We start from the raw sequence: 24,827 nt of genomic DNA, 5'->3' as shown, positions 1-24,827 counted from the left end.
GGACGCCATGGCACGCGACATCGTCACCCGCCCGCCGCGCCTGCGCCCGCGCGTCGGCCACGTCTCCCCCTTCGCGCACGTGATGGTCTACGTGCTGCTCGCCGCCATGATCGCGGTCGACTACATCCTGCTCGCCCAGGCGCTCACCCTTCTGCTGCGCAACGACAGCCAGTACGGCTCGATCGGCGTGCAGATGTACGTGATCACCTTCGGGATCTCGCTCGCCGTCGTGACGCTGCCGCACGTCGTCGCCGTGCTGCTCCGGCGCGTGCAGGCGGGCGTCATGTCCCGCCGCTGGATCGTGACCGCGATCGTGCTGGCCCTGGTCTGGGCCGCGATCCTGGCCGCCATCACCATCGCCCGGATCAAGGCGGGCATCGACGCGCAGAACGCCGGCGGCCTCACCGGCCTCGTCGGCGGCTCCCAGACCGCGCAGCCGAGCGGGTTCTCCTGGTCGGCGCCGGACACGATCATGGCGTTCCTCATGCTCGGCGTGCTCACCACCTCCGGGGCCCTGAGCTTCGTCGTCGCCTGGCTGACCACCAAGCCGCTGCTGACCGCGGCCGAGAAGGCGCACGCGCACGTCGCCCGGCTGCGGCTGCACCGCGACCGCCTGCTCGGCGAGGCCGTCGCGGCGCAGGAGCGCACCCGCTCGGCGATGCTGCTCGACACCCACGACGCCGTGCGGTACACCGGCGCGCGCGTCACCTTCCATTCCCGGATGGACGTGGTGCGCGCCCAGCTCGCCACCCGCCTGGCGCAGCGCGAGCGCGACCCGGAGAGCACCAGCCAGATCATCCGCGAGCTGCGGTCGCATCGCGTCGTGGAGGCGGCGGATGTGACGCCTCCGCTGACGTCGGGTGGCCCGGCCGCAACGGGCGCAGGACCGGAGGTCGCCCCGTGAGCCGCGCCGTGTCCCGCCCGAAGCTCCTCGCCGCCGCCGCGGCCGTCGTCGCCCTGTGCGCCGGCCTGACCGCGTGCACGTCGGCCACTGCGTCCGGTCAGGCGTGCGACCAGTCGGCCAAGCGCAACCTGGGCGTCGTCGCCGGCAGCACCGCGAACGCCCCCGCCGTCACGCTCCCCGCCTCCGCCTCCGCGACGCTGGAGGCCGCGGGGAAGACCAACGGCTCGGTGACGGTCGTGGTCCCCTCCGGCACCCCGCAGGTCATGGGCACCACCGCGCTGGGCTCCTCCGCCCAGGACGCGATCGTCTGCCAGAACGACCAGCGCACCAAGCTCACCCAGATAACCTCGTACATCGACGGGCTCAAGGCGACCGCGCCGGAGGTCGACTTCCTCGGCGCCATCGACCAGGCCGCGCGCGACCTCGGCTCGAAGCCGATGGGCGTCGTCGTCATCGGTAGCGGCCTGCAGACCACGGACCCGCTGAACTTCGCCGGCACCGGCCTGCTCTACGCCGACCCGGCGCAGGTGGTCTCCGACCTCAGCTCCCGCAATCTGCTGCCGAAGGACCTCAAGGGCGTCACGGTGTACTGGTCCGGGATGGGCGACACGGCCGGCGCTCAGCAGCCGCTGACCGTGCCCGCCCGCAGCAACCTGGAGGCGATCTGGTCGGCCGTCGTCACGGCCGCGGGCGGAACGCTCTCACTTCTGCCGGAGCCCGCCTCGGGCAGCGCGCCGTCGGGCCTCCCCGCCGTGACCCCGGTCGCGGTGGAGGCCGTCGCCACCAAGACGGACTGGTCGCGGCCCGTGGTCATCCGCAACAGCGAGCTGCTGTTCACGAAGGACACCGCCGACTTCGCCGATCCGGCCGCGGCCCAGAAGGTGCTGGCGCAGCTGGTGCCGACGATCGAGCAGAACGGCAAGGTCGTCACCGTCACCGGCACCGCCTCCAAGGATCAGGCGACCGACAACACCGCCGACACGGCCCTCTCGCTGCGGCGGGCGGATGCCGTGAAGGCGGCGCTGGTCTCGCTCGGGGTCCCGTCCTCGCTGCTCCAGACCGCGGGTGTCGGGTTCGACTGGTGCGGCTTCCGCCCAGAGACGGACGCAAGCGGCCGCTACTCGGACGCACTGGCCGAGCAGAACCGGTCCGTCATCCTGACCTCCGCCGGCGTCGGGCTCTGCGGCTAGGAATCATCCCGCGCCGCGCGCCGTTGTCCCGGGCATGACGACCATCGGATTCATCGGATCAGGACACATCGGCTCCCAGCTCGCCCGCCTCGCCGTCGCACGCGGCTACGACGTGGTGCTCAGCAACTCCCGCGGGCCGGAGACGCTCCAGACCCTCGTGGCGGAGCTCGGCGAGCACGCCCGCGCGGCGACGCCGGCGGAGGCCGCTGCCGCCGGCGAGATCGTCGTGGTGACCACCCCGCTCGCGGCGGAGGCGACGCTGCCGGTCGAGCAGCTCGCGGGCAAGATCGTGATCGACACCAACAACTACTACCCGCAGCGCGACGGGCACATCGCGGAACTCGACGACGAGTCGACGACCGTCGCCGAGCGCCTGCAGAAGGCGCTGCCGACCTCCCACGTCGTGAAGGCGTTCAACCACATCGGCGCTGCCGACCTCACCCGGCACAGCCTGCCCACAGGCGCCCCGGACCGCCGCGCTCTGATCGTGGCCGGCGACGACGCCGATGCCCGCGCACGCGTCGCCGCGCTGATCGATGAGTTCGGCTTCGACGCGGTCGACATCGGTGAACTGGCGGAAGGGTGGCGGGCACAGCGGGACACCCCCGCCTACGGCCCGCGGCTCGACGTCGCGGCCCTCCGCGACGCGCTGGCGGCGGCGAAGCGCTACCGCGACAGGTGACCTGCGCCGGTGGGGCTCAGACGGTCGACTCCGCGGCGCCGATGAGCTCCACCGACAGCTCGGTGTCATCCGCCTCGGCGGCGGCGCGAGCGGAGAGGAAGCTCCCGCTCACGAAGGCCACCGTGGCGAACACGAGGCCCACGACGAGGTCGGCCCACTCGGTGGGGGTGAGGTGCTGCAGCAGCCCTAAGGACCCCTCGGTGGCGTCGGCCGCGTCCGGAGCCAGGAGCAGGCCGAATGCCACGGCCGACACAGCGGCCGAGAACCCCAGCAGGTACCACGCGACTTCTTTCACATACCTAGCTAACTGCGGCGTGAGAAGCGGCGATAGAGGCTTGCGCGATACGTCGCCTGCGTGTTAGAGGGCGGCCGCGCCGACCTCCCTCTGTACATTCCCTCATGGACGCAACACAATGACGTTACATGAGGGTCTCTCACGTCATCCGCACGCCGGACCAGCGGCTGCGGATCTTCGTCTCGTCGACGCTGCAGGAGCTCGCCGCCGAGCGCCGCGCGGCGCGGACGGCCATCGAACGACTCCACCTCGCACCCGTGATGTTCGAGCTGGGCGCGCGGCCGCATCCACCGCGGGAGCTGTACCGGGCCTACCTGGAGCAGAGCGACGTCTTCGTCGGCCTCTACTGGGAGCGCTACGGCTGGGTAGCGCCGGAGGAGGAGGTCTCCGGGCTCGAGGACGAGTACAACCTGTGTCCTCCCGAGCTGCCGCGCCTGCTCTACGTGAAAGGTCCCGCCGAGAACCGCGAGCCGCGGCTCACCACCCTGCTCGCCCGGATCCGCGACGACGACCGCGCCGCGTACAAGTACTTCGAGACGCCCAAGGAGCTGGCGCAGCTGCTCGAGAACGACCTCGCCACGCTGCTCGCCGAGCGCTTCGACCAGAGCAGGGCGCTTGTCACCGCCGACGTGGCGAGCGACGCCGACCGCGTCGTCGAGCCGGTCCGACTCCCCGTGCCGCTCACCGGGCTGGTCGGGCGCGACGACGACATCGCGGCGATCGTGGACCGGGTGGAGCACGGCACCCGCTTCGTCACGCTCGCCGGCCCGGGCGGCATCGGGAAGAGCCGCCTGGCCATCGCCGCCGCCCGCGCGGCTGCGCAGGACTTCGAGGACGGCGCCGTCTTCGTCGACCTCTCGGCGGTGCACGACCCGAAGCGCGTCCCGAACCGCATCGCGCAGGCCCTCGGCGTGCGCGACACCGGTGACGCGCCCATCCTGGACAACCTGGTCACCGCCCTACGCGACCGGCGCATCCTGCTGTTGCTCGACAACTTCGAGCAGGTGCTGGATGCGGCGCCCATGCTCACGGAGCTGCTCGCCGCGTCGCCCGGCCTCTCGCTGCTCGTGACCAGCCGGTCGCTCCTCCGGGTGAGCGCCGAGCAGAGCTACGAGGTCGGGCCCCTCGCCGAGGACTCGTCGGTGAGCCTGTTCGTCGAGCGCGCGCACGCGGTCAAGCCGGACTTCGAGATCACGCCGGAGAACGCCCAGGCGGTGGCGCGGGTGTGCACGGCCCTCGACGGCGTCCCGCTCGCCATCGAGCTGGCCGCGGCGCGCATCCGCGTGCTCTCCCCCGCCGAGCTGCTCGACCGGCTCGACCGGCGGCTGTCCGTGCTCGTCGGCGGCTCGCGCGACCTGCCCGAGCGGCAGCAGACCATCCGGCGGACCATCGAGTGGAGCACGCAGCTGCTCGCCCCGGAGCAGCGCCGCCTTCTCTCCCGGCTGGGCGTCTTCGAGGGCGGCTTCACGCTGGAGGCCGCCGAGGCGGTCGGGGCGGACGACGACGACCGCGCCGACGTGCTGAGCGACCTGGCGGTGCTGGTCGACTCCAGCCTGGTGTCGCAACACGACAGCGACGACCGGCCGCGGTTCACCATGCAGGCGATCGTGCGCGAGTACGCCCGCGAGCAGCTGCACGGGGACGGCGAGCTGGAGCGGGCGCGCGACGCGCATGCGCGTTACTTCATCGACCTCGGCGCCCGGGCCCGGCTGCCGCTGAAGGCCGGGGGCCAGCGCGAGTGGATGCTGCGCCTCGGCGACGAGCGCGACAACCTGCGGGCGGCGGAACGGTACCTGCTCGACGCGCGCGACTGGGACAGGGCGGCGCAGCTCGCCTTCAACCTGTTCCTGTACTTCTGGGTGACCGGCCTGCTCGGCGAGGTGCGCACCTGGATGGACGAGCCGCTCGAATCCGGCGACACCCTGCACGACCGGACCAGGGCCATCGCGCTCTACTTCACCCGCACCATCCGCTTCTGGAAGGACCCGGACGGCCGGGTCGCCGCCGACCTGGCGGAGGCCGCCGACATCTTCCGCCGCTCCGGCGACACCTCCGGCGAGGCGATGGCGTACATCTCGCTCGCCCTGGCACTGCTCGCCGGAGAGAAGCCGGACACGGCGCGGGCAGCGGAGGTGATGGAGCGCAGCCTCCAGCTGTTCCGCGAGACCGGCGACGTGTGGGGCGAGTCGATGGCCCTGGTGCTGCTCGGCCGCGTCGCACTGCTGGAACAGCGGCTGCGCGTGGCCTACGAGCGGTTCGACCAGTCGCTCGCGCTCACGCAGCGCAGCGGCGACGCGGTCGGCGGCCGGATCGCCGCCTACCACCTGGGCTGGGCGCATCTGCTGCTGGGCTCACCCGAGGAGGCCAGGACAGACTTCGCCCTGAGCGTGACCCTGTCCACGTCGCTCGGCCACATCGAGGGGATCGCCTACGGTCTGGAGGGGTTGGCCGCGGTGGCCGCGCTCGCCGGCGACGTGGACCGCGCGGGACGGCTGGCGGGCGCCGCGCACGCACTGCGCGAGCGCTCGGGCACGCACAACGGGCCGACATTCACCTTCCACCAGCGCTACCTCGACCGGCTGGCCGCCGCGGCTCCCGCCGGACGGCTCGCCGCCGCCGTCGCGGAGGGCCGCGAGCTGACGGTGGAGCAGGCCGTCGCCGAGGCGCTCGCGGAGCCGGCCATCAACTGACCCGCCCGGACGGCGACACGCAGAGACAAGGGAACCCCGGCACCAGAACGGTGCCGGGGTTCCGCCACATCCCGGTGGGCGCACCCGAAACGCCGGCCGAGACGGTCTGTGGGCTCAGGCGATGAGCGCGTGGTCGGCCTGCTGGTCGGACGGCTCGTCCGCCGGCGCCGGGGCGACCCAGGCGCCGTACACGGCGACGCGGGCCGACTCCAGCGTGCCGTAGACGCCGAGCTCGCGCCCGGTGCAGTCGGTGGCGACGAAGCCGTCGTGGTTGCGGTCGACCATCCCCACGTAGGCGGTCGGCGTGGAGGCCACCCAGAGGGCCGCGGCCGGCGAGTGCCAGGAGACGTACTCGGTGGGGAGATCGATGATGTCGGCGAGCTGCTCGGCCATGGTTCTTCCTTACTTCTCTTCCGTCGTGGGTCCGATCGAAGGTCTAATCAGATGATCGGACGACAGCGCGGAACAGGCAAGAAAACGAGGGGGCCTTGCTTTGAGCTGGAGGGTCCGCTATAAGCGGTGGCCCAGCGTCACCGGGAGGCGGCCGCCCGCATCTCCGACTCCTCCATGACGACCATGCCGGAGGCACGGCTGCCGGTCTGGATCATGGCCTCGATCCAGTCCTTGTTGAGCGTCGGGACCTTCGACCCCGAGTAGAAGATGTGCAGGGGGACGCCGTTGTCGACCCAGATGGTGTGCCGTCCGCTGCCGAGCTCGGCGGGCACCGGCCAGGTGAGGAAGAAGTTCTCGCCGCGGCGCAGCTTGGTGCTGATCGCGATCTGCATGTGGAAAAGGAGGCGGTCGTCGAGCTCGTAGCTCTCACCGTCGTATCGGAGTGTGCCCACGGAGGCCTTTCCTCTGGTCAGTGGCGGTCGGTCGTCGCCTCAGCGAGCATACCCGCCCGAAATACAGGTGTATCGTGACGGCGCGATAGTCTCTTGCATCACACCCACCGAAAGGATCGCAGCATGATCGTTCACCGCCTCACGGTCGACGGGAAGGACTACTTCCTCCCGGATCCGGTGGACGAGCTGCAAGGCAAGATCCTCGAAGCGGTTCGCGCCGGAGGCGGCTACGTCACCATCCCGCCGCTGCGTGGCGGCCCCGGGATCGTCGTCCTGTTCTCCCCCGGCATGCCGGTCACCTGGGCGCAGATCGAGGTCGACCCGCCCGCCGCGCGCCCCGAGGAGCCGCGCGTCGACCTGGATTCCTTCGACGCGCTCTGAGTTCGCTCAGCGAACGCACACAGGCACGCTGACGCGCGCGGTCCCGGTCGGGGCCGCGCGCGTTCTGCTTCTCAGCCGCCCGACCGCCTCGTGCGGTACCAGGAGAGCAGGGACTTCGCCGGCTGGGGCTTCGCGATCCAGAAGCCCTGAGCACGGTCGCAGCCGGCGCCCGCGAGCCGGTCGAACTGGGCGCGGTTCTCCACACCCTCGCCGACGACGCGCATCCCGCGCTTGTGCGCCTCCGTGATGATCTGCGCGACCTCGCGCGCGCGGTCGTCTGCCTGCACGAGGCTGCGGTCGAGCTTCAGCTCCCGCGCATGGAGCGACTCCACGCGGGCGAACGACGAGTGGCCGGTACCGAAGTCGTCGACCGAGATGGTGACCCCGGCGGCGGCGAGCGCCTCCAGGGGGGCGGCCACACGCTCCGGATGGTCGATGCTGTGACTCTCGGTGACCTCGACGATGAGGGAGTTGGGGTCGCACCGGCCCGAGGCGAAGGCGCCGTCGAACAGGTCGTAGAGCGACGGGTCCTCGAGCTGGGTCGCCGAGACGTTCACAGCCACCTCGATCGTGCAGCCGGGGATGTACTCGGCGGTCACGTCGGAGAGGATGCGCGCGGTCAGCAGAGGCAGGAGACCGGTCTTCTGTGCGACGTCGACGAACACGTCCGGCGCGATGTCACCCCGCTTCGGGTGCTTCCACCGCGCGAGCGCCTCGACCCCGACGACGGTCCCGTCGGCCACGTAGACCTGGGGCTGATAAGCGGCGACGACCTGGCGCTGCGCCAGCGCGATCTGGAGATCGCGGGCGAAGTCCTCTTGGGTCCCGTCCACCAACGTCACCTTCGTGATGATTCCCACGCGGCGACGCGTTGTCAACTTTTCGGGGGACCCCTTGCGCAAACCCGGGGTGTGGCGCTAGCGCGCCCTCCGGCGACGGTGCCTGGCCCCTCCCGCGATGCCCAGACAGGTCGCCGCGGCCACCCCCGCGACCGCGGCGACGGCCAGGTCGATCGCCTGAACGGCAGGCGCCACGGTCTCGCCCAGCGGGACGAGAAGCAGCACGATCGCCGCCAACGCTATGGCGGCGGCGAAGGCCCCCGCCGATGACAGTCCTTGCATGACCGATCCCCCTCTGCATGCACCTACGGCCGGAGCATAGCCGCCGAATCGCCCCGCGACCCTCCCCCACTTCGCACGTTCACCATCTCGTCACCTTCCGCCCACCGTCGAGTCCACACGAACTGCACGCGACACGCCGTGCGGGCGTGCAGTTTTCGTGGACTCGATGGTGGGCGGCCGTGGCGGGGTCAGGTGGCGGGCGGGAAGGAGGCGGGGTAGGGCTGGTCGGCGTCGGCGGAGCGGGAGACGGGCGCCCAGGCGAGGTCCGAGTCGAGGAGGCGGCGGTCCTGCGCGACGCTCATCTCCGCGGCGGTGGCGCCGAGCGGGAGGTTGGTCGGCAGGTCATCGCGGCGGGAGAGCGCGACGAGGATCTCGGCGGCGCGCACGGGGTCGCCCGCCGGCCCCTGGTCGCTCTGCCGCACGCGCCGGTTCATCCGCCCGACGGTGCTGTCGTACTCGGCCGGGATGTCGCCCACTTCCATGGAAGCGCCCGCCCAGTCGGTCCGGAAGCCGCTCGGCTCGACGACCAGCACCCGGATGCCGAACGGCGCCGTCTCGGCGCGCAGCACGCGGCTGAAGCCGTCGATGGCGAACTTCGCGGCCTGGTACGAGGCGATCCCCGGCGAGCCGCCGACGCGTCCGCCGACCGACGAGAACTGGATCACGAGGCCGCCGCCCTGCTCCCTCAGCAGCGGGATCGCCGCCTTGCTCACGTGGTAGACGCCCCAGAAGTTGGTCTCGAACTGGGTGCGGAAGTCGTCGTCGGTCGTGGTCTCGATCGGCGAGACGTTGGCGTAGCCGGCATTGTTGACGATGACGTCGAGCCGCCCGAAGCGCTCGTGCGCCTCCCGCAGCGCCTCGGAGGCGCGCACGGGGTCCGTGACGTCGAGCCGGAGCGGCAGGATGCGGTCGCCGTACCGTGCGGCGAGGTCGTCGAGCTGCTCCGGGCGGCGCGCAGTGGCCGCGACGCGGTCGCCCGCTTCGAGCGCGGCGACGGTGAGGGCGCGGCCGAAGCCGCGGGTGGATCCGGTGATGAACCATGTCTTCTGCATGACGTTAATGAAACACCGTTTCTTTAACTAATGCAACTCCGTTGCGATAAGCTGTCGGTATGACGGCGACCGGCGACCACGACACGGCGTTCCTGCGCGCCCGCTCCCCCGAGGCGAAGGCCGCTCGGGAGCGGGCGATCCTCGACGCCGCCCGCGGGCTCGGGCGCGACCGGGGCACCCGCGCCGTGACCCTCACCGACGTTGCCGAGGCCGTCGGCATGCACAAGTCGGCGATGCTGCGCTACTTCGAGACGCGCGAGGAGATCTTCCTCCGGCTCACCGCCGAGGGCTGGCGGGAGTGGACGCCGGTGCTGTGCGACCGTCTCGCCGCCGCATCCACCCCCGACGACGTGGCGAGCGCCTTCGCCTCCACCCTCGCCGCACGCGGTCCGTTCTGCGACCTCCTGGCGCAGGCACCGCTCAACCTCGAGCGCAACGTCTCGGTGGAGGCGGTGCGCGCGTTCAAACTCACCACCGGCGAGAGCCTCGCCCGGATCGCGGATGCCGTGCAGGCGGCGCTCCCGGGCGTCTCCGCCGACGCCGCCCGCGACCTGGTCGCCGCGGCCACCTCGCTCGCCGGCACCTTCTGGCAGATCTCGACCCCCACACCCGAGGTCGCGGAGCTCTACCGCTCCGATCCCCGCCTCGGCCACGCGCTCATCGACCTCGAACCGCGGCTGCACCGCATCCTCGCCGCCTTCCTGCGCGGCGCACTCACCTGAGCCGCGATCACTCCACCGGGTCGACGGGGTTCGCCCGCCCGACGATCAGCGGGTCGACCGGCGTGAACGGGAACCGCGGCAGTTGCGCCTCGGGGACGCCGAACGCCGACGACAGCACCTCGCGCGAGAACGCGGAGGCCGTCGCACGGTAGCCGATGTCGCCCGGCGTCGGCTGGTCGAAGAAGATGAGGAAGTGGATGCCCTCCTCGCCAAGTGCCTCGATGTGGTGCGGGTAGGCGCGCGGGATGAAGTAGGCGTTGCCCGGCTCCAGCTCGTACGTGTCGAGGGTCCCGTCGGGGTCGAGCACGGTCATGCGCGCGTGGCCGCTCTGCACGTAGCCGAGCTCGGCCGTCACCGGATGCCAGTGCGGCTCGCGCATGCCGGTGTCCGCGATCTCCAGCGAGTACATCGACAGGTCGTCGAGGGCGGCCCAGAACTGCTTGCGGCCGAGACGGGCGCTGCCGTAGGCGTACGAGAGCGGAGGGTTCTGGCCCGCCAGGTCGAACAGGTGCGCGTTCGGCAGACCGGCGGTGTCCGGGATGCGCGCCGGGCCCTCCCGTCGGACGATCTGCTGCGCGTCGTGCCGGTCGAACGCGGCGAACGCGGAGGCCGGGAGGTCGTAGGTGTTGCCGAGCACGGCGTCCGTCATCGCGTTGAAGCTGTTCTGCAGCGAGAAGTGCGCGGGCCGTGCCGTGCGGAGGGAGGCGATGATCTCCGCCGTCCCCTCCCCGACGTTCTCGATGTGGTAGATCGCTCCGGAAGCGACGTGGTACATCTGACCCGGCTGCACGACGAACGACGCGAACTCGTCGGCGTTCGCGAGCATCGACACCAGCACGGTGCCGCGCACGACGTAGGCGATCTGGTTGGCGTTGACGTTCCACTGCGGCTCGCGCACCCCGCCCGGCTCGAGCACGATGCGCTTGAGCGACATCCGCTTCAGGATCGGGAAGTCGTCGGCGGTCAGCTGCGAGATGCGGCCGAAGTCGCTCTCATAGGTGTCGGCGGAGTCGACGAGCGAGGCGACGTGCGGGGAGGTGTGCGGCATGCGATTCCCTTCGGATGGAGGCGTCACCGCCACGCTAGGGAAGGGAGCACGCACGGGACAAGGGTCACTGCGGGAAGGGCGTCTCGCCGCGCTCGAGCATCGCGATCAGCTTCTCGAGCCGGGCGGCGCGACTGGTCGCACTCGGCGCCGTGGTCACCCGCCAGAGCACCGCGTACCGGTTCTGGCCCTTCAGCTCGGCGAAAGCAGCGCTCGCCGCCGGGGAGGCGTCGAGCGCGGCCCGCAGATCTTCGGGCACCTCGATGGAGCCCGCGCCCGCGTACGCGCGCTCCCACCGCCCGTCCGCCTTCGCCCGCTCGATCTCGGCGTGACCGGCCTGCCGCATGCGCCCCTCCTCGATGAGCGCGGCGACCAGCGAGATGTTGCGCTGGGACCACAGCGACGCCTTGCGCCGCGGCGTGTAGCGCTGAACGAACGTCGCTGCGTCGCGCGAGCGCCGCTGGCCGTCGATCCACCCGCTGCAGAGCGCCTCGGCCAGCGCCTCCTGGTAGCCGAGCGAGGTCGGGTCGGTGACACCCTTCTTCGCGAGCACCAGCCAGACGCCGTCCGACACGCTCTCGTTCGCATCCAGCCACGCGCGCCACGCGGCCCGGTCAGGGACGATGAGGTGCTCGGTGGGATCCATGCCGCGATCCTACGGGCGACCTCCGACGGCCGTAGGCGCGGTGGCCGCTGCCCCTAGACGGCGTCGGGATGCGGCTGCTCGGCCCCGCGCTCGTCGACTGTCGCCTGCATGGCCCGGATCAGCGACTGCGCGTCGTACGGGCCCATGTGCCGGCGGCCGTTGATGAAGAAGGTGGGCACGGCCGAGATGTCCATCGCCTCGGCATCGAGCATGTCGTCGCGCACCCGCGTCGCCACCTCCGGCGAGCTGAGGTCGGCCTCGAACCGGTCGAGGTCGAGCCCGAGCTCCTCCGCCCGGCGCATGATGTCGGAGGGCAGCTGGTGCTCCTGGTCGGCGAACAGGCTGCGCTCGAACTCGAAGAACTTGCCCTGCCGAGCGGCCGCCTCCGACGCCTCCGCCGCGGCGAGCGCGTTCGGGTGGAACCGGGTGAGCGGAGCGTGACGCCAGACGTACCGGAGGTTGTCGCCCAGCTCGCGCTGCACCTCCACCACCGAACCGGTGGCCTTCAGGCAGAAGCCGCACTGGAAGTCGCCGTACTCGACGATCTCGAACGGGGCGTCCAGCGACCCGAAGATGTGGTCGCGTGCCGGGTCGACCGGGCGCATCAGGCGGAGGCCCGCCTCCTCTTTCGGCCGGCGCGCGTCGGAGATGCGGAACACGATCGTCGCGACGACGAAGGCCACGACCGTCGCGGCGAGCACGCCGACACGGGCCGCGTTCTGCGCCGTCTCATCCGGGATCGCGAGATCGACGATGAAGAGGGAGATCGTGAACCCGATCCCGCACAGCGCCGCTCCCCCGGCCAGACGGTCGATCGTGAGGCCCGGCCCGAAGTCGCCGATCTTGAGCACCCGCAGCAGCGCGGTCGAGCCGAAGACGCCGACGAACTTGCCGACGACGAGGCCGGCGAGCACGCCCCAGGCGATCGGCGAGACGAGCGCGCCCAGCAGGATGTCGCCGTTCAGGCGGACGCCGGCGTTGGCGAGCGCGAACAGCGGCAGCACGACGTAGGCGACGTACGGCCCCCAGGCGGACTGCAGCCGCTCGTTGATGGAGATGGACTCGCGGAGGCTGTTCGCCGCCGCCCGCGCGTACTCGGTGTTCGGAGACTGCCGGAAGGTGCGTGCCAGGTCGAGCGCGTGCTCCACATCCCGCCGGTTGGGGCGGTAGACGGGGATGAGCAGGGCGATCGCGACGCCCGCGAGCGTCGGGTGCACGCCCGAGGCGAGGAAGGCCAGCCAGACGATGACCGCAAGCGTCGCGTACACCGGCCCGCGGCCGCCGCGCAGGTAGCGCGTGAAGTACACGCCGGCCAGTCCGACCGCGGCCACGATCAGGGGCAGCGGGGTGAAGTCCTTGGTGTAGACGAGCGCGATGATGCTCAGCGCGCCGATGTCGTCGACAACGGCCAGCGCGAGCAGGAACACGCGCAGCCGTCCCGTCGCGCGCGGACCGATGAGGGCGAGCGCGCCCACCAGGAACGCGGTGTCCGTCGAGATCACGACGCCCCAGGCGTGCTCCATGCCCGTCCCGAGCGTGAACATCACGTAGATGAGCGCGGGCACCGCCAGCCCGAACACGGCCGCGACGACCGGCACGACAGCACGAGACCAGCTGGTCAGCTCGCCGATCGCGAACTCCCGCCGCACCTCCAGGCCGACCGTGAAGAAGAAGATCGCCATCAGGGCGTCGTTGACCAGCGCGTGGAGGGTGAAGTCGAGCTGCAGGTCGCCGACGCCGACGACGAGGTGGGTGTCCCAGAACTGCTCGTACCCGGCGAACGAGATGTTCGCCCACACGATCGCGACCAGCGTGGCCGCCACCAGCAGCAGCGCGCCGAGACGGCTGCGCCCCATCGAGCGGAACCGCTCGGTGAGGCTCGGCCGGCGCTCGCGCGACTGCCCGGCCTCCTCGGGGTCGGGAGAGCGCTGGATGACGGTCAACGGGATGGTCACGGGCGCAACTCTAGCGAGCTACGCGCCCGCGGTCACGCGGCGCCTGCAGCGCTGTGCGGGTTGCGGCCGGGCCGCCCGCTCAGTGCTCGCGCGGCGCGCGGGTCGCCCGCGCCTTGCCCGGACCCCCTGCGGCCGCCAGATCGGGCAGCGCGCCCACCGGCCCTCCCTCCTCGTCCGTGACGATGAGGCCGAGCGAGCTGTCCGCCGACGCCGACAGGCGCGCCAGCCACTCGCGGTCGATGTCCGGGACGCGGGAGCCGTCGAACTTGAAATAGAGCGGGATGGAGGGATCGATCCAGATCGCGCTGCGCACGGTCTCCGACCGCGGTGGAGTCCCTCCACGACATGGCGAAGGACTCGTTGCGGCGCAGCTTGTTGACGATGACGATCTGCAGGTGCGACAGCACCCTGTCGTCGAAGTGGACGGTCATCGACCCGTACAGCAGCTTTCCCACGCCACACCCTCCTTCGGTGCACAGGCGGCGCAACGTCAGTGCTCGAACGGCTCGCCGTCGGTCTCCAGCTCGAACGGCTGGGTCAACGACTGCACGCGCCGACGCATGTAGTCCACCGCGGTCTCGTTGTCCGGCTCGGACGCATCCGTGTTGGCCGTTTCGATCATCAGCACGATCGATCAGCACGATCGACGGGTTCAGCAGGAAGGTCGCCTGCACGTCGTTCCCATCCGCGCCGATCGCGGAGATGGTCACCGAGTCGGTGCCGTCGGTCCGCCCGAGCACGGTGGCGTAGCTCATCAGCAGATCGGCCGCCTCGTCGCCGATCAGCAGGGACTTCTCCGAATACGTCACGTGCTTCATGCGCGCGACGGTAGGCGCGAGAAACCCGGGCGCAGCCGCTTGACAAACCCGCTCAAGGCGCGTTGCCTGCCGCCGCCTTGCCCTCGTCCGCTGCCCGTGGCACCGTGCTGGGTGAAGCCGAGGAAGGAGCGGGCATGGCGAAGCGGAAGAAGCTGGAGAAGGCGGCGGAGAAGGCGTTCGCACGCGCCGAGGAGGCGGTGGGGGCGGCCAGGAAGGCCGCCGCGAAGCTCGACTCCAAGAAGGCGGAGAAGCGGGCGCGGAAGCTCGAGCGGGAGCTGGCGGAGCTGGTCGGGCGGGACACCCGCGATGCCGCCGACCCTGGCGCGCCGGAGTCGGCCCCGGTCGACCTCACCCCTCCGCTCCCCTCCGTGCACGACGACACGGTCGAGGACGCCGCGGAGTTCGCCGGCTCGGCCGCCACGTCAGCGCCGCACGACCCGGAGCTCGACGGGCTGACCGTGCAGGCGCTCCGCGATGTCGCCCGCGCCAGGGGCCTGCGCAACGTCTCGAAGCTGACGAAGGGTCAGCTGATCGAACGCCTCAGCGAGTGACCGGCGACGGGGCTACGGTGGCAGTCACGGAAGGAGACCGAGTGGACGACGAGGCACCCGAGGTGACCGAGCAGGACGAGCAGCCGGCGCAGACCGACGGCACTGCGGATGAGGGTGTCGAGGAGGTGGAGGCGCCGCCGGAGGAGATCACCTACGACGAGCAGCTGTATCCCGCCCGGCCGCGCCGGCTGCGACCGCGGGCGAACCTCCGCGGCGGCAGCATCCGCCGCACGTTCTCCGACCCGCGCGCCGCGAACGGCCAGAACCCGGCCTACGTCGAGTGGCTGGTGCGCCAGTCGATGCTCAAGGACGCGGACGTGCTCAGCAGGCAGCTCTCCGGCTCCCCGAGCATGTGGCGCAACCCGTATGCCCGCCCGGACGCGCGGCGGGCCGTCTCGACCTCGGACGTCTGGTTCACCGCGTACCCGATCTCGCTCATCACCCGCGCCGGCGAGTCGTTCCTCACCGCCCTCGCCGACCCGGAGCTGTGGACGGCGTTCGAGCGGATCGGCATCAACGGCGTCCACACCGGCCCCGTCAAGCGCGCGGGCGGCATCCGCGGCTGGCAGGAGACCCCCAGCGTCGACGGCCATTTCGACCGCATCGGCACCCAGATCGACCCGGCCTTCGGCGACGAGGAGACTTTCCGCCGCATGACCGACGTCGCCGAGGAGCACGGCGGCATCGTCATCGACGACATCGTGCCGGGTCACACCGGAAAGGGCGCCGACTTCCGTCTCGCCGAGATGGCGTTCAAGGACTACCCCGGCATTTACCATATGGTCGAGATCCCGCCGGACGAGTGGCACCTGCTGCCCGAGGTCCCGGAGGGCCGCGACTCGGTCAACCTGGACGCCGCGACCGAGGCCTCCCTCGCCGACCGCGGCTACATCATCGGCGAGCTGCAGCGCGTCATCTTCTTCGCCCCGGGCGTCAAGGAGACGAACTGGAGCGTCACGGCGCCGGTCATCGGGGTCGACGGCGTCACCCGCCGCTGGGTGTACCTGCACTACTTCAAGGAGGGCCAGCCGTCGGTCAACTGGCTCGACCCGACGTTCTCCGGCATGCGGCTGGTGATCGGCGACGCGCTGCACTCCCTCGGCGACCTCGGCACCAGCGCCCTGCGCCTCGATGCCAACGGCTTCCTCGGCGTGGAGAAGAGCGCGGAAGGGATGCCGGCCTGGTCGGAGGGTCACCCGCTGTCGCACGCGGCCAACCACATCATCGCCGGGATGGTGCGCAAGGTCGGCGGCTTCACGTTCCAGGAGCTCAACCTGACGGTCGAGGACATCCGCGACACCGGCGCGGTCGGGGCGGACCTGTCGTACGACTTCATCAACCGACCCGCGTACCACCACGCCCTCGCCACCGGCGACACCGAGTTCCTGCGGCTCACGCTGCGCACCTCGCTGCAGCTCGGCGTCGAACCCGTCAGCCTCGTCCACGGGATGCAGAACCACGATGAGCTCACCTACGAGCTGGTGCACTGGGCGACGCTGCACCAGAACGACGTGTACACGTTCCGCGGCGAAGAGATCACCGGCGGCGAGCTGGCCCAGCGCATCCGGCAGGACCTCGTCGAGGCCATCACGGAGCCTGCGGCCGACTACAACCTCGTGTTCACGACGAACGGGATCGCCTGCACCACTGCATCCCTCATCGCGGCGACCCGGGGGCACGCGACGCTCGACTCGATCGGGGACGGCGACGTCCCGGCGATCCGCGACGCCCACCTGCTGCTCGCGGCCTTCAACGCGTGGCAGCCCGGCGTGTTCGCCCTCTCCGGCTGGGATCTGCTCGGCGCCCTGACGCTCCCCCGGGACGAGGTCGCCGACCTGATCGCGGACGGCGACACCCGCTGGGTGGAGCGCGGGGCGCACGACCTGCTCGGCGTCGCCCCGGAGGCAGAGCGGTCGGCGTCCGGGATGCCGCGGGCGCGCGCCCTCTACGGCACGCTGCCGGAGCAGCTGAAGCGGAAGACCTCGTTCGCGAGCCGGCTGCGCGAGCTGCTGCGCATCCGGAACCGGTTCGGCATCGCGACCGCGCGCCAGGTGGACGTGCCCGACGTCGCCCACCCCGGGATGCTGGTCATGGTGCACGAGCTGGAGGCGCTCGACGAGCAGGGCCTGCCGGTGGTGCAGCTGACGGTGCTCAACATGACGGACAGCGCGGTCGACGGCACGGTCCGCTCGGAGGCGCTCCCGCACCGGGCGACGGTGACGGATGCGGCGGACGGCCGCGAGGTGGGGACGGTGGACGACCTGGCCAGCTTCCCGCTCAGCATCCCCGCCTACGGGGCCCGCTTCCTGGTGCTGGCCCGACCGTCGGCCGAGTAGGGCCCTTCGGTCGGAGATTCGAACCGATTCCGTCCGCCGTTACGCCGCGGTCTCGACCGGCAGCAGCTCGCCGGCGACGGCCGCGCGGAAGTCGGCGGCGCCGAGCCGCGCCCCGAAGACGGGACCGCCCGGCTCGAAGGCGACGCCGTCGCGGAGCGACTCCACGAGCACGGCGTCGTAGCCCGCGTCGTCGACGAGGGCGGCGATGCGCGCGGCCGCTTCGGGATCGTCGGAGGCGATGCCGAGCGCGCGACGGTCGGCATCGCCGGCGGGCCGGCGGTCCTCCTCCATCTCGTGGTAGCCGATGTGGTTGAAGGTCTTGACGACCGAAGCGCCGGCCAGCTCGCGCTGGACGACCTCGCTGCTGGTGGACTCGTCGTCCTCGAACAGCGGCTGCACGCCGTCGGTCGGCGCCCAATAGTTCATGGAGTCGACCACCAGCTTGCCGTCGAGCATCCCCCGGTGAAGTCCGGCGAACCGGTGCAGCGGGATGGCCAGGATGACGATGTCGGCGTCGGCGACGGCCTCCGCCGCCCAGCGCGGACGGGCGCCGGGCATGACGACGGACGCGATCAGCTGGATGCGCTGCGGGTCGCCCGAGGCCGCCACATCCACCGGGTAGCCGGCGTCGATCAGGATGCGGGCGAGGGCCGAGCCGACGTGCCCGACGCCGAGGATGGCGACGCGCGGCCGCTCCGTGATGGTGGTCATGCGCGGTCTCCTTCCTGGTCGGTGCTGTCGAGGTGGGTGGCGTCGAGGTGGGTGCGGATGCTGCCGAGCACGGCCGCGAGCGCGTCGAGCTGCTGCGGGTCGAGAGCGTCGGCGAAGAGCCGCTTCACGGCGCGCAGGTGCGGGCCGGACGCACGCCGGATGGCCTCGAACCCGTCCTCGGTGAGGAGGACCAGCGCGCCGCGATTGTCGCCGGGGCAGTCGGTGCGGCGGATCAGGCCGCGCCGCTCCATGCGCCCCAGGTGGTGCGAGAGGCGGCTGCGCTCCCAGTCGATCGCGTCGGCCAGCTCGGAGGAGCGGAGGGTGCGCTCGTCGGCCTCGGTGAGCGCGAGCAGCACCGCGTAGTCGCCCGGCGACAGCTCGACCTGCTGCAGTTCGGCGGCCAGCAGCCGCCGCAGGTCGGTCGTCGTGTCGAGCAGGGAGCGCCAGACCGTGAGCTCGCGCTCGGTGAGGCGTTCGGACGTCGCAGTGGGGGGCATGTCATCCTTCTGAAGTAGCTGACACGTCAATCAACCATCGCCGGGCGCGGATTGTTCCCACGCGCTCGCCTGCGCTTGTAGCGTTGGCTGCATGACGCAGCCGCCGGACGCCCTCCCCTCCGACTACGATCCCGCGCACGTCTTCCGCGTGGTCGCGATGCCCGTCTCGCAGGGCTGGGGCGTGTGGCTGCGGGCGGCAGACGACAGCATCATCCACAGCTTCGGCCTGGGCTTCCCGCCCGGGACGCCGTTCCGACCGGACGTGCTCGACCTGCTCGGCCCGATCCTCGCCGCGCAGTACCGGCTCGCCTACCACGGTCCCGAGTCGTGGGACGAGCTCGGCGACGACCACTGGTCGGCCGTCGTCTACGAGTTCGAGCCCCGCTGACCTCTCCGTGATTCGTGCCGAATGAGCGGTATTCGTGACGAATACCGCTCATTCGGCACGAGTGGTTACGCGTCGATGGGGGTGGTCGTGTGGTGGAGGGGGTGGAGTCGGGTGAGTTGGGTGACGTGGGCGGGGGTGAGTTCGTCGAGGGTGCGGACTTGGAGGAGTTTCATGGTGCGCACGAGTTGGTCGGCGAGGATGTGGATGGTGCGGTCGACGCCGGCGCGGCCGCCGGCCATGAGCCCGTAGAGGTAGGCGCGGCCGATGAGGGTGAATTTGGCGCCGAGGGCGTAGGCGGCGATGATGTCGGCGCCGTTCATGATCCCGGTGTCGACCGCGATCTCCGTGTGGTGGCCGACTTCGCGGGCCACGTCCGGGAGGAGGTGGAAGGGGATGGGGGCTCGGTCCAGTTGCCGTCCGCCGTGGTTGGAGAGCACGATGCCGTCGACGCCGTGGTCGGTGAGCGTCTTCGCGTCCTCCAGGGTCTGCACGCCTTTGATGACGAGTTTCCCGGGCCAGAGCGCCCGGATCTCGGCGAGGTCGTCGTAGTCGATGGAGGGGTCCATGGCGGCGTTGAGGAGGTCGCCGACGGTGCCGCCGGTCGCGGACAGGGACGCGAACTCCAGTTTCGGGGTGGTCAGGAAGTCGTACCACCACCACGGCCTGGGGATCGCGTTCACGATCGTGCCCAGGGTCAGCTGGGGTGGGATGGAGAACCCGTTGCGCTTGTCCCGCAACCGCGCCCCCGCCACCGGGGTGTCCACGGTGAAGAACAGGGTGTCGAACCCCGCCTGCGCGGCCCGCTCGACCAGCCCGTAGCTGATCTCCTTCTGCCGCATCACATACAACTGGAACCAGTTCCGCCCGGTCGGGTTCGCCGCCTTCACCCCCTCGATCGACGTCGTCCCCAACGTCGACAGCGTGAACGGGATCCCGGCCGCCCCGGCAGCCCCCGCGCCGGCGGTCTCGCCCTCGGTCTGCATCAACCGGGTGAACCCGGTCGGCGCGATCCCGAACGGCAACGCCGACGGCCCACCCCAGATCTGACACGAGGTGTCCACCGTCGACACGTCCTTCAGGATCGAGGGGTGGAACTCCACATCCTGGAACGCCTGCCTGGCCCTCGCCAACGACAGCTCCCCCTCCGCGGCACCCTCGGTGTAATCGAACGCCGCCTTCGGCGTCCTACGGCGAGCGATCCGCCGCAGGTCCTCGATCGTCAACGCCGACTCCAGACGACGCTTCTTCAGATCGAGCTCCGGCTTCTTGAACTGCATGAGTTCCAGCAACTCCGCCGGACGCGGAAACTGACGATCAACCATGGACGAGGATCCTATCGGGGGTGTAGCGGACGATCGGGGTGGTGCGGGCGACCAGGGCGCGGAGGGTCTCCAGGTCACCGCTGAGGAGTCCCGCGGCGCGGGCCTGGACGAGGACGTTGCCGATGGCGGTCGCCTCCACGGGTCCTGCGAGCACGGGGAGGCCCGCGCGGTCGGCGGTCGCCTGGCAGAGGAGGGCGTTGCGCGCTCCCCCGCCGACGATGTGGATGGCCTCGACGGGCACGCCGGTGAGCGCCGCCGCCTGCTGCACGGTGGCGGCGAATGCGGCGGCCAGGCTCTCCACGATGACGCGGACCATCCCGGCCGGCGAGGCCGGGGCGCGCAGCCCGCGTTCCTCGAACCAGCCGGTGATCCGCGCGGGCATGTCGCCCGGGGCCAGGAAGCGCGGGTCCTCCGCGTCGAACACCTCGGCCGGCCGCGGCAGTTCGGCGGCCTCCGCGAGCAGCCCGGGCAGGTCGACGTGGAGTCCGCGGCGCTGCCACTCGCGGATGGACTCGCTGAGCAGCCACAGCCCCATGACGTTGTGCAGGTAGCGGATGCGGCCGTCGACGCCGCCCTCGTTGGTGAAGTTCGCGGCGCGTCCCTCCTCGGAGAGGACCCGCTGCTCGAGCTCGACGCCGACCAGGCCCCAGGTGCCGCACGAGATGTAGGCGGCGCGGGACGCGTCCATCGGCACCGCGACGACGGCGGACGCGGTGTCGTGCGAGCCGACCGCGGTGACCGTCGGGCCGGCGCCGGCGAACGGCAGGTCGTGCCCGAGCGAGGGAAGCAGCCGTCCGACCGGTGTGCCTGCGTCGACGAGTTCCGGGAAGGCCGTGCGCGGCAGGCCGAGCCGCTCGATCAGCGCGTTGTTCCACGCGCCGTCGGCGGTCAGCAGGCCGGTGGTGGACGCGTTGGTGCGCTCGGCGTGCTGGCTGCCGGTCAGCCAGTACGCGATCAGGTCCGGGATCAGCAGGAACCGGTCGGCAGCGGCCAGCGCGCCGTCGGCCGCATCCAGCGCGAGCTGGTACAGCGAGTTGAACGGCAGGAACTGCAGCCCGCCCTCCCGGTACAGCTCGGCCGGGGGCACCGCCGCGTGCACGAGGTCGACCCCGCGCGCGGTGCGCTCGTCGCGGTAGTGGTACGGCTCGCCGAGCAGACGGCCGCCCCGCAGCAGACCGTAGTCGACGGCCCACGCGTCCACGCCGATGGAGGCGAGGGCGGCATCCGACCGGGCGACCGTTCCGAGACCCTCCAGCACGCTCGAGAACAGTCCCATGACATCCCAGTGCAGTGCGGCCCGCTCCCCCTCCCACACCCGCACGGGCGTGTTGAGGAAGCGCGCGGCCTCGGTCAGCTCCAGCGTGTCGGCGCCGACCCGGGCGTGCATCACCCGGCCGCTGGTGGCGCCCAGGTCGACCGCGGCGACGGTGCCGGTCGTGCCGCTCATCGCAGGAAGGCCGCCGCGACTCCGGCGTCGACCGGGATATGCAGACCCGTCGTGTGGTCGAGGTCCGCCGAGGTCAGCACCGCGACCGCGTTGGCGACGTTCTCGGGCAGCACCTCGCGCTTGAGCAGCGTGCGCTGGGCGTAGTACTTGCCCAGCTCCTCCTCCGGCACGCCGTAGACCGCGGCGCGCTTGGCGCCCCAGCCGCCGGCGAAGATGCCGGACCCGCGCACGACGCCGTCGGGGTTGATGCCGTTGACCTTCACCCCGTGGTCGCCGAGCTCGGCCGCGAGCAGCCGCACCTGGTGTGCCTGGTCGGCCTTCGTCGCCGAGTAGGCGATGTTGTTCGGGCCGGCGAAGACGGAGTTCTTCGAAGAGATGTAGACGATGTCGCCGCCGAGGCCCTGCTCGATGAGGACCTTCGCCGCGGCCTTCGAGACCAGGAACGAGCCCTTGGCCATGACGTCGTGCTGCAGGTCCCAATCCGCCTCGGTGGTCTCCAGCAGCGGCTTCGAGATGGACAGGCCCGCGTTGTTGACGATCAGGTCGAGGCCGCCGAACTGCAGCAGCGCCTCCTGGATGCCCGCCTGGATGTCGGACTCGCTGGTGACGTTCGCCGCCACCCCGATCGCCACGTCCGTTCCGCCGAGTTGCGCCGCTGCGGCCCGCGCCTTCCCGAGGTCGAGGTCGGCGATCACGACGCACGCGCCCTCCGCCGCGAGGCGGGTCGCGATCGCCTTACCGATGCCCGAGGCAGCGCCCGTGACGAGCGCGATGCGACCGGCGTGGGATTTCGGCTTCGGGAGGCGCTGCAACTTGGCCTCCTCCAGCGCCCAGTACTCGATCCGGAACTTCTCCGACTCCGGGATCGGCGCGTACGAGGAGATCGCCTCGGCGCCGCGCATGACGTTGATCGCGTTGATGTAGAACTCGCCTGCCACGCGGGCGGTCTGCTTGTCCTTGCCGTAGGAGAACATCCCGACGCCGGGGATGAGCACGATCGCCGGGTCGGCGCCGCGCATCGCGGGCGACTCCGGGGTCGCGTACTTCTCGTAGTAGGCGGTGTACTCGGCGCGGTACTGCTCGTGCAGTTCCGTCAGCCGGGCGATCGAGTCCTCGATGGACGCGTCGGCCGGGAGGTCGAGGATGAGCGGTTTCACCTTCGTCCGCAGGAAGTGATCCGGGCACGAGGTGCCCAGCGCGCCCAGGCGCACGTGCTCCTCCGACGCGAGGAAGTCGAGCACGACCTCCGCGTCAGTGAACGAGCCGACCTGCGGCTTGTCCGTCGACGCCAGCCCGCGAAGGGTCGGCGCGAGGGCCGCCGCCTTCGCCCGGCGCTCAGCCGGATCCAGCGGCTCGTTCGCCGGGATGCGCGCGCCGAACGGCTCCGGACGCCCGTGCTCGGCGATGTAGTCGGCCGCGGTCTGGATGAGCCACAGCGAGTTGGCCTCCGCCTCCTCGCTCGTGTCTCCCCACGCCGTGATGCCGTGACCGCCGAGGATGGTGCCGATCGCGTCCGGGTTGGCCTGTTTGATCGCGGCGATGTCCAGCCCCAGCTGGAACCCGGGACGCCGCCACGGCACCCAGACGACGCGGCCGCCGAAGATCGTCTTCGTCAGCTCCTCCCCGTCGGCCGCGGTCGCGATCGCGATACCGGAGTCCGGATGCAGGTGGTCGACGTGTGCCGCATCCACCAGGCCGTGCATTGCCGTGTCGATCGACGGCGCCGCACCGCCCTTCCCGTGGAGGGTGTAGTCGAAGGCAGCCACCATCTCGTCCTCGCGCTCGACGCCCGGATAGACGTTCTGCAGGGCACGCAGGCGGTCGAGGCGCAGCACCGCGAGGCCCTGCTCGGTGAGGGTGCCGAGGTCTCCCCCGGAGCCCTTCACCCACAGCAGCTCGACCGGCTCACCCGTCACCGGGTCGGTCTCGGTGCCCTTGGCGGAGGTGTTGCCGCCGGCATAGTTCGTGTTCTTCGGGTCGGACCCGAGGCGGTTGGAGCGGGCGATCAGCGCCGCGACGGTCTCGTTGGTCATGCTCACGCGCCCCACCCGGCCTGGGTGCCGCCGACGCGGTCGGCCTCGATCTTCTCCTGGTACCCGGACGCCTTGTACGCCGCCATCGGGTCCGCGGGCAGACCGCGCGACTCCCGCCACGCGGCCAGGTCGGCGCGCACGTCGGTGTTGAACGCATCCATGAAGACGGTGTTGGCTGCCAGCACGTCGTTCGCGCGCTGCGCAGCGTCGAGCGCCTCGACATCCACCAGCAGCGCCTTGGCCGTCGCCTCCTGCACGTTCAGCACCGAGCGGATCTGGCCCGGGATCTTCGCCTCCAGGTTGTGGCACTGGTCGAGCATGAACGCGACCTCGGGGTTGCCGTAGCCGCCGCCCTGGATCACCTCGAAGACGATCCGGAACAGCTGGAACGGGTCCGCCGCGCCCACGATCAGGTCGTCATCCGCGTAGAAGCGGCTGTTGAAGTCGAACGAGCCCAGCTTCCCGAGCCGCAGCAGCTGCATCACGATGAACTCGATGTTCGTCCCCGGAGCGTGATGCCCGGTGTCCAGGCACACGAATGCCCGCTCGCCGAGCGCGGCGGTCTGGACGTAGCTCGTGCCCCAGTCCGGAACATCCGTGTGATAGAACGCCGGCTCGAAGAACTTGTACTCCAGCACCAGCCGCTGGCCCTCGCCGATCCGCTCATAGATCTTCTGCAGCGAGTCGGCGAGGCGGTCCTGCCGGGCGCGCATCGAATCCTGACCCGGGTAGTTCGTGCCGTCGGCCAGCCAGATCTTCAGGTCGCGCGACCCGGTCTCGTTCATCACGTCGATGCACTCGAAGTGGTGGTCGATCGCCTTCTGCCGGATCCGCGGGTCCGAATGCGTCACCGACCCGAACTTGTAGTCGTCGTCCTGGAACGTGTTCGAGTTGATCGTGCCCAGCCGCACCCCGTTGTCCTCGGCGTGCTTGGCGAGGTCCGCGTACGACTCCACCCGGTCCCACGGGATGTGCAGCGCGACCGTCGGCGCGAGCCCCGTGTGCTTGTGCACCTGCGCGGCGTCCGAGACCTTCTCGAACGGGTCGCGCGCGGTACCGGGGGTTCCGAACACCCGGAACCGGGTGCCCGAATTGCCGAACGCCCAACTCGGCAGCTCGATCGCCTGCAGCGCGAGCTCCGAACGGATGCGGTCAGTGAGACTCATGGGAATCGCTTTCTCTCCAGCGGTGGATCT

At 71.0% G+C, this 24,827-nt stretch carries 26 protein-coding genes and 1 pseudogene; 9 read left to right on the top strand and 18 right to left on the bottom strand.

Going from position 1 to position 24,827, the window contains the following annotated elements; translation table 11 throughout:
* Nucleotides 1-7 precede the first annotated feature (7 nt).
* From P5G59_RS15900 to P5G59_RS15890, 3 genes are read left to right on the top strand one after another with little or no spacing between them, the layout of a single operon-like run.
* Nucleotides 8-904: a hypothetical protein gene (locus P5G59_RS15900; RefSeq protein ID WP_301219981.1), complete on the top strand. Its 897-nt coding sequence runs from the start codon at nucleotides 8-10 to the stop codon at nucleotides 902-904.
* Nucleotides 901-2,094, top strand: coding sequence for an OmpA family protein (locus P5G59_RS15895; protein WP_301219980.1), 1,194 nt, complete (start codon nucleotides 901-903; stop codon nucleotides 2,092-2,094). The genes P5G59_RS15900 and P5G59_RS15895 overlap by 4 nt, the downstream gene beginning before the upstream one ends.
* A 34-nt stretch (nucleotides 2,095-2,128) precedes the next feature.
* Nucleotides 2,129-2,776 carry an NADPH-dependent F420 reductase gene (locus P5G59_RS15890; protein WP_301219978.1) on the top strand — a complete coding sequence of 216 codons (648 nt, stop codon included), beginning with the start codon at nucleotides 2,129-2,131 and terminating at the stop codon, nucleotides 2,774-2,776.
* 16 nt (nucleotides 2,777-2,792) lie between these two features.
* On the opposite strand, the gene P5G59_RS15885 is transcribed toward P5G59_RS15890, so the two are convergent.
* Nucleotides 2,793-3,071 carry a hypothetical protein gene (locus tag P5G59_RS15885; protein ID WP_301219977.1) on the bottom strand — a complete coding sequence of 93 codons (279 nt, stop codon included), beginning with the start codon at nucleotides 3,069-3,071 and terminating at the stop codon, nucleotides 2,793-2,795.
* 128 nt (nucleotides 3,072-3,199) lie between these two features.
* Here P5G59_RS15885 and P5G59_RS15880 point away from each other — a divergent pair, with 128 nt between their 5' ends.
* Nucleotides 3,200-5,761, top strand: a complete 2,562-nt coding sequence (locus P5G59_RS15880; RefSeq protein ID WP_301219975.1) for a DUF4062 domain-containing protein — start codon at nucleotides 3,200-3,202, stop codon at nucleotides 5,759-5,761.
* Nucleotides 5,762-5,875: 114 nt separating this feature from the next.
* Here P5G59_RS15880 and P5G59_RS15875 read toward each other — a convergent pair whose 3' ends face one another.
* Together P5G59_RS15875 and P5G59_RS15870 are read right to left on the bottom strand one after the other, a co-directional pair.
* A complete protein-coding gene (locus P5G59_RS15875) occupies nucleotides 5,876-6,154 on the bottom strand; it encodes a hypothetical protein (protein WP_301219974.1) in 279 nt (92 codons plus the stop codon).
* A 137-nt stretch (nucleotides 6,155-6,291) separates the two neighbouring features.
* Complete coding sequence (locus P5G59_RS15870; protein ID WP_301219973.1) at nucleotides 6,292-6,606, bottom strand: DUF7882 family protein; 315 nt, start codon at nucleotides 6,604-6,606, stop codon at nucleotides 6,292-6,294.
* 123 nt (nucleotides 6,607-6,729) lie between these two features.
* Between P5G59_RS15870 and P5G59_RS15865 the strand changes: the two genes are divergently transcribed.
* Nucleotides 6,730-6,987: a hypothetical protein gene (locus P5G59_RS15865; RefSeq protein WP_301219971.1), complete on the top strand. Its 258-nt coding sequence runs from the start codon at nucleotides 6,730-6,732 to the stop codon at nucleotides 6,985-6,987.
* Between the two features lie 71 nt (nucleotides 6,988-7,058).
* Here P5G59_RS15865 and P5G59_RS15860 read toward each other — a convergent pair whose 3' ends face one another.
* The 3 genes from P5G59_RS15860 to P5G59_RS15850 all read right to left on the bottom strand — a co-directional run bounded on the left by P5G59_RS15860 (nucleotide 7,059) and on the right by P5G59_RS15850 (nucleotide 9,160).
* Nucleotides 7,059-7,820 carry an EAL domain-containing protein gene (locus P5G59_RS15860; RefSeq protein WP_301219970.1) on the bottom strand — a complete coding sequence of 254 codons (762 nt, stop codon included), beginning with the start codon at nucleotides 7,818-7,820 and terminating at the stop codon, nucleotides 7,059-7,061.
* Between the two features lie 84 nt (nucleotides 7,821-7,904).
* Nucleotides 7,905-8,108, bottom strand: a complete 204-nt coding sequence (locus tag P5G59_RS15855) for a hypothetical protein (RefSeq protein ID WP_301219968.1) — start codon at nucleotides 8,106-8,108, stop codon at nucleotides 7,905-7,907.
* Between the two features lie 188 nt (nucleotides 8,109-8,296).
* A complete protein-coding gene (locus P5G59_RS15850) occupies nucleotides 8,297-9,160 on the bottom strand; it encodes an SDR family NAD(P)-dependent oxidoreductase (protein WP_301219967.1) in 864 nt (287 codons plus the stop codon).
* Nucleotides 9,161-9,219: 59 nt separating this feature from the next.
* Between P5G59_RS15850 and P5G59_RS15845 the strand changes: the two genes are divergently transcribed.
* Nucleotides 9,220-9,882, top strand: a complete 663-nt coding sequence (locus P5G59_RS15845) for a TetR/AcrR family transcriptional regulator (protein ID WP_301219966.1) — start codon at nucleotides 9,220-9,222, stop codon at nucleotides 9,880-9,882.
* A 7-nt stretch (nucleotides 9,883-9,889) separates the two neighbouring features.
* On the opposite strand, the gene P5G59_RS15840 is transcribed toward P5G59_RS15845, so the two are convergent.
* The 6 genes and pseudogenes from P5G59_RS15840 to P5G59_RS15820 form a co-directional block, all read right to left on the bottom strand.
* A complete protein-coding gene (locus P5G59_RS15840) occupies nucleotides 9,890-10,930 on the bottom strand; it encodes a cupin domain-containing protein (RefSeq protein WP_301219964.1) in 1,041 nt (346 codons plus the stop codon).
* A 64-nt stretch (nucleotides 10,931-10,994) separates the two neighbouring features.
* The gene (locus P5G59_RS15835; protein WP_301219962.1) at nucleotides 10,995-11,573 is read right to left on the bottom strand and encodes a YdeI/OmpD-associated family protein; all 579 of its coding nucleotides are present in this window, start codon (nucleotides 11,571-11,573) and stop codon (nucleotides 10,995-10,997) included.
* A 53-nt stretch (nucleotides 11,574-11,626) separates the two neighbouring features.
* On the bottom strand, nucleotides 11,627-13,528 hold the full coding sequence (gene nhaA, locus P5G59_RS15830) for a Na+/H+ antiporter NhaA (protein ID WP_301219961.1): 1,902 nt from the start codon (nucleotides 13,526-13,528) through the stop codon (nucleotides 11,627-11,629).
* Nucleotides 13,529-13,607: 79 nt separating this feature from the next.
* Nucleotides 13,608-13,841: a DUF7882 family protein gene (locus tag P5G59_RS15825; RefSeq protein WP_301219959.1), complete on the bottom strand. Its 234-nt coding sequence runs from the start codon at nucleotides 13,839-13,841 to the stop codon at nucleotides 13,608-13,610.
* Nucleotides 13,842-13,914: 73 nt separating this feature from the next.
* Nucleotides 13,915-13,959, bottom strand: a pseudogene (locus P5G59_RS20835) (hypothetical protein); the annotation flags it as partial.
* Between the two features lie 59 nt (nucleotides 13,960-14,018).
* Nucleotides 14,019-14,150 (bottom strand): hypothetical protein, encoded by a 132-nt coding sequence (locus tag P5G59_RS15820; protein ID WP_301219958.1) that lies wholly within the window; start codon nucleotides 14,148-14,150, stop codon nucleotides 14,019-14,021.
* Nucleotides 14,151-14,480: 330 nt separating this feature from the next.
* Here P5G59_RS15820 and P5G59_RS15815 point away from each other — a divergent pair, with 330 nt between their 5' ends.
* Both P5G59_RS15815 and treS read left to right on the top strand, forming a co-directional pair.
* A complete protein-coding gene (locus P5G59_RS15815) occupies nucleotides 14,481-14,897 on the top strand; it encodes a Rho termination factor N-terminal domain-containing protein (protein WP_301219957.1) in 417 nt (138 codons plus the stop codon).
* Nucleotides 14,898-14,938: 41 nt separating this feature from the next.
* Entirely contained in the window at nucleotides 14,939-17,233 is a 2,295-nt protein-coding gene (gene treS / locus P5G59_RS15810; protein WP_301219955.1) for a maltose alpha-D-glucosyltransferase, read from the top strand.
* Nucleotides 17,234-17,272: 39 nt separating this feature from the next.
* Here the strand turns inward: treS and P5G59_RS15805 are convergent, their stop codons facing one another.
* Nucleotides 17,273-17,944 (bottom strand): NADPH-dependent F420 reductase, encoded by a 672-nt coding sequence (locus P5G59_RS15805; RefSeq protein WP_301219954.1) that lies wholly within the window; start codon nucleotides 17,942-17,944, stop codon nucleotides 17,273-17,275.
* Complete coding sequence (locus tag P5G59_RS15800; RefSeq protein WP_301219953.1) at nucleotides 17,941-18,441, bottom strand: MarR family winged helix-turn-helix transcriptional regulator; 501 nt, start codon at nucleotides 18,439-18,441, stop codon at nucleotides 17,941-17,943. Before P5G59_RS15800 ends, P5G59_RS15805 begins: the two co-directional genes overlap by 4 nt.
* A gap of 91 nt (nucleotides 18,442-18,532) precedes the next feature.
* On the opposite strand from P5G59_RS15800, the gene P5G59_RS15795 reads away from it, so the two are divergent.
* Nucleotides 18,533-18,829, top strand: coding sequence for a hypothetical protein (locus P5G59_RS15795; protein WP_301219952.1), 297 nt, complete (start codon nucleotides 18,533-18,535; stop codon nucleotides 18,827-18,829).
* 65 nt (nucleotides 18,830-18,894) lie between these two features.
* Here P5G59_RS15795 and P5G59_RS15790 read toward each other — a convergent pair whose 3' ends face one another.
* From P5G59_RS15790 to rhaI, 4 genes are read right to left on the bottom strand one after another with little or no spacing between them, the layout of a single operon-like run.
* Nucleotides 18,895-20,151, bottom strand: a complete 1,257-nt coding sequence (locus P5G59_RS15790) for an alpha-hydroxy acid oxidase (RefSeq protein ID WP_301219951.1) — start codon at nucleotides 20,149-20,151, stop codon at nucleotides 18,895-18,897.
* Complete coding sequence (locus P5G59_RS15785; RefSeq protein WP_301219950.1) at nucleotides 20,144-21,598, bottom strand: rhamnulokinase; 1,455 nt, start codon at nucleotides 21,596-21,598, stop codon at nucleotides 20,144-20,146. The genes P5G59_RS15790 and P5G59_RS15785 overlap by 8 nt, the downstream gene beginning before the upstream one ends.
* On the bottom strand, nucleotides 21,595-23,631 hold the full coding sequence (locus tag P5G59_RS15780) for a bifunctional aldolase/short-chain dehydrogenase (protein ID WP_301219949.1): 2,037 nt from the start codon (nucleotides 23,629-23,631) through the stop codon (nucleotides 21,595-21,597). The genes P5G59_RS15785 and P5G59_RS15780 overlap by 4 nt, the downstream gene beginning before the upstream one ends.
* A gap of 2 nt (nucleotides 23,632-23,633) precedes the next feature.
* Nucleotides 23,634-24,797 carry an L-rhamnose isomerase gene (gene rhaI, locus P5G59_RS15775; protein ID WP_301219948.1) on the bottom strand — a complete coding sequence of 388 codons (1,164 nt, stop codon included), beginning with the start codon at nucleotides 24,795-24,797 and terminating at the stop codon, nucleotides 23,634-23,636.
* Nucleotides 24,798-24,827: the final 30 nt, after the last annotated feature.

The organism is Leifsonia virtsii, assembly GCF_030433675.1.
Lineage (GTDB): Bacteria > Actinomycetota > Actinomycetes > Actinomycetales > Microbacteriaceae > Leifsonia > Leifsonia virtsii.
The sequence above is the reverse complement of the archived record's forward strand: the minus strand, read 5'-3'. Positions and strand labels throughout refer to the sequence as shown.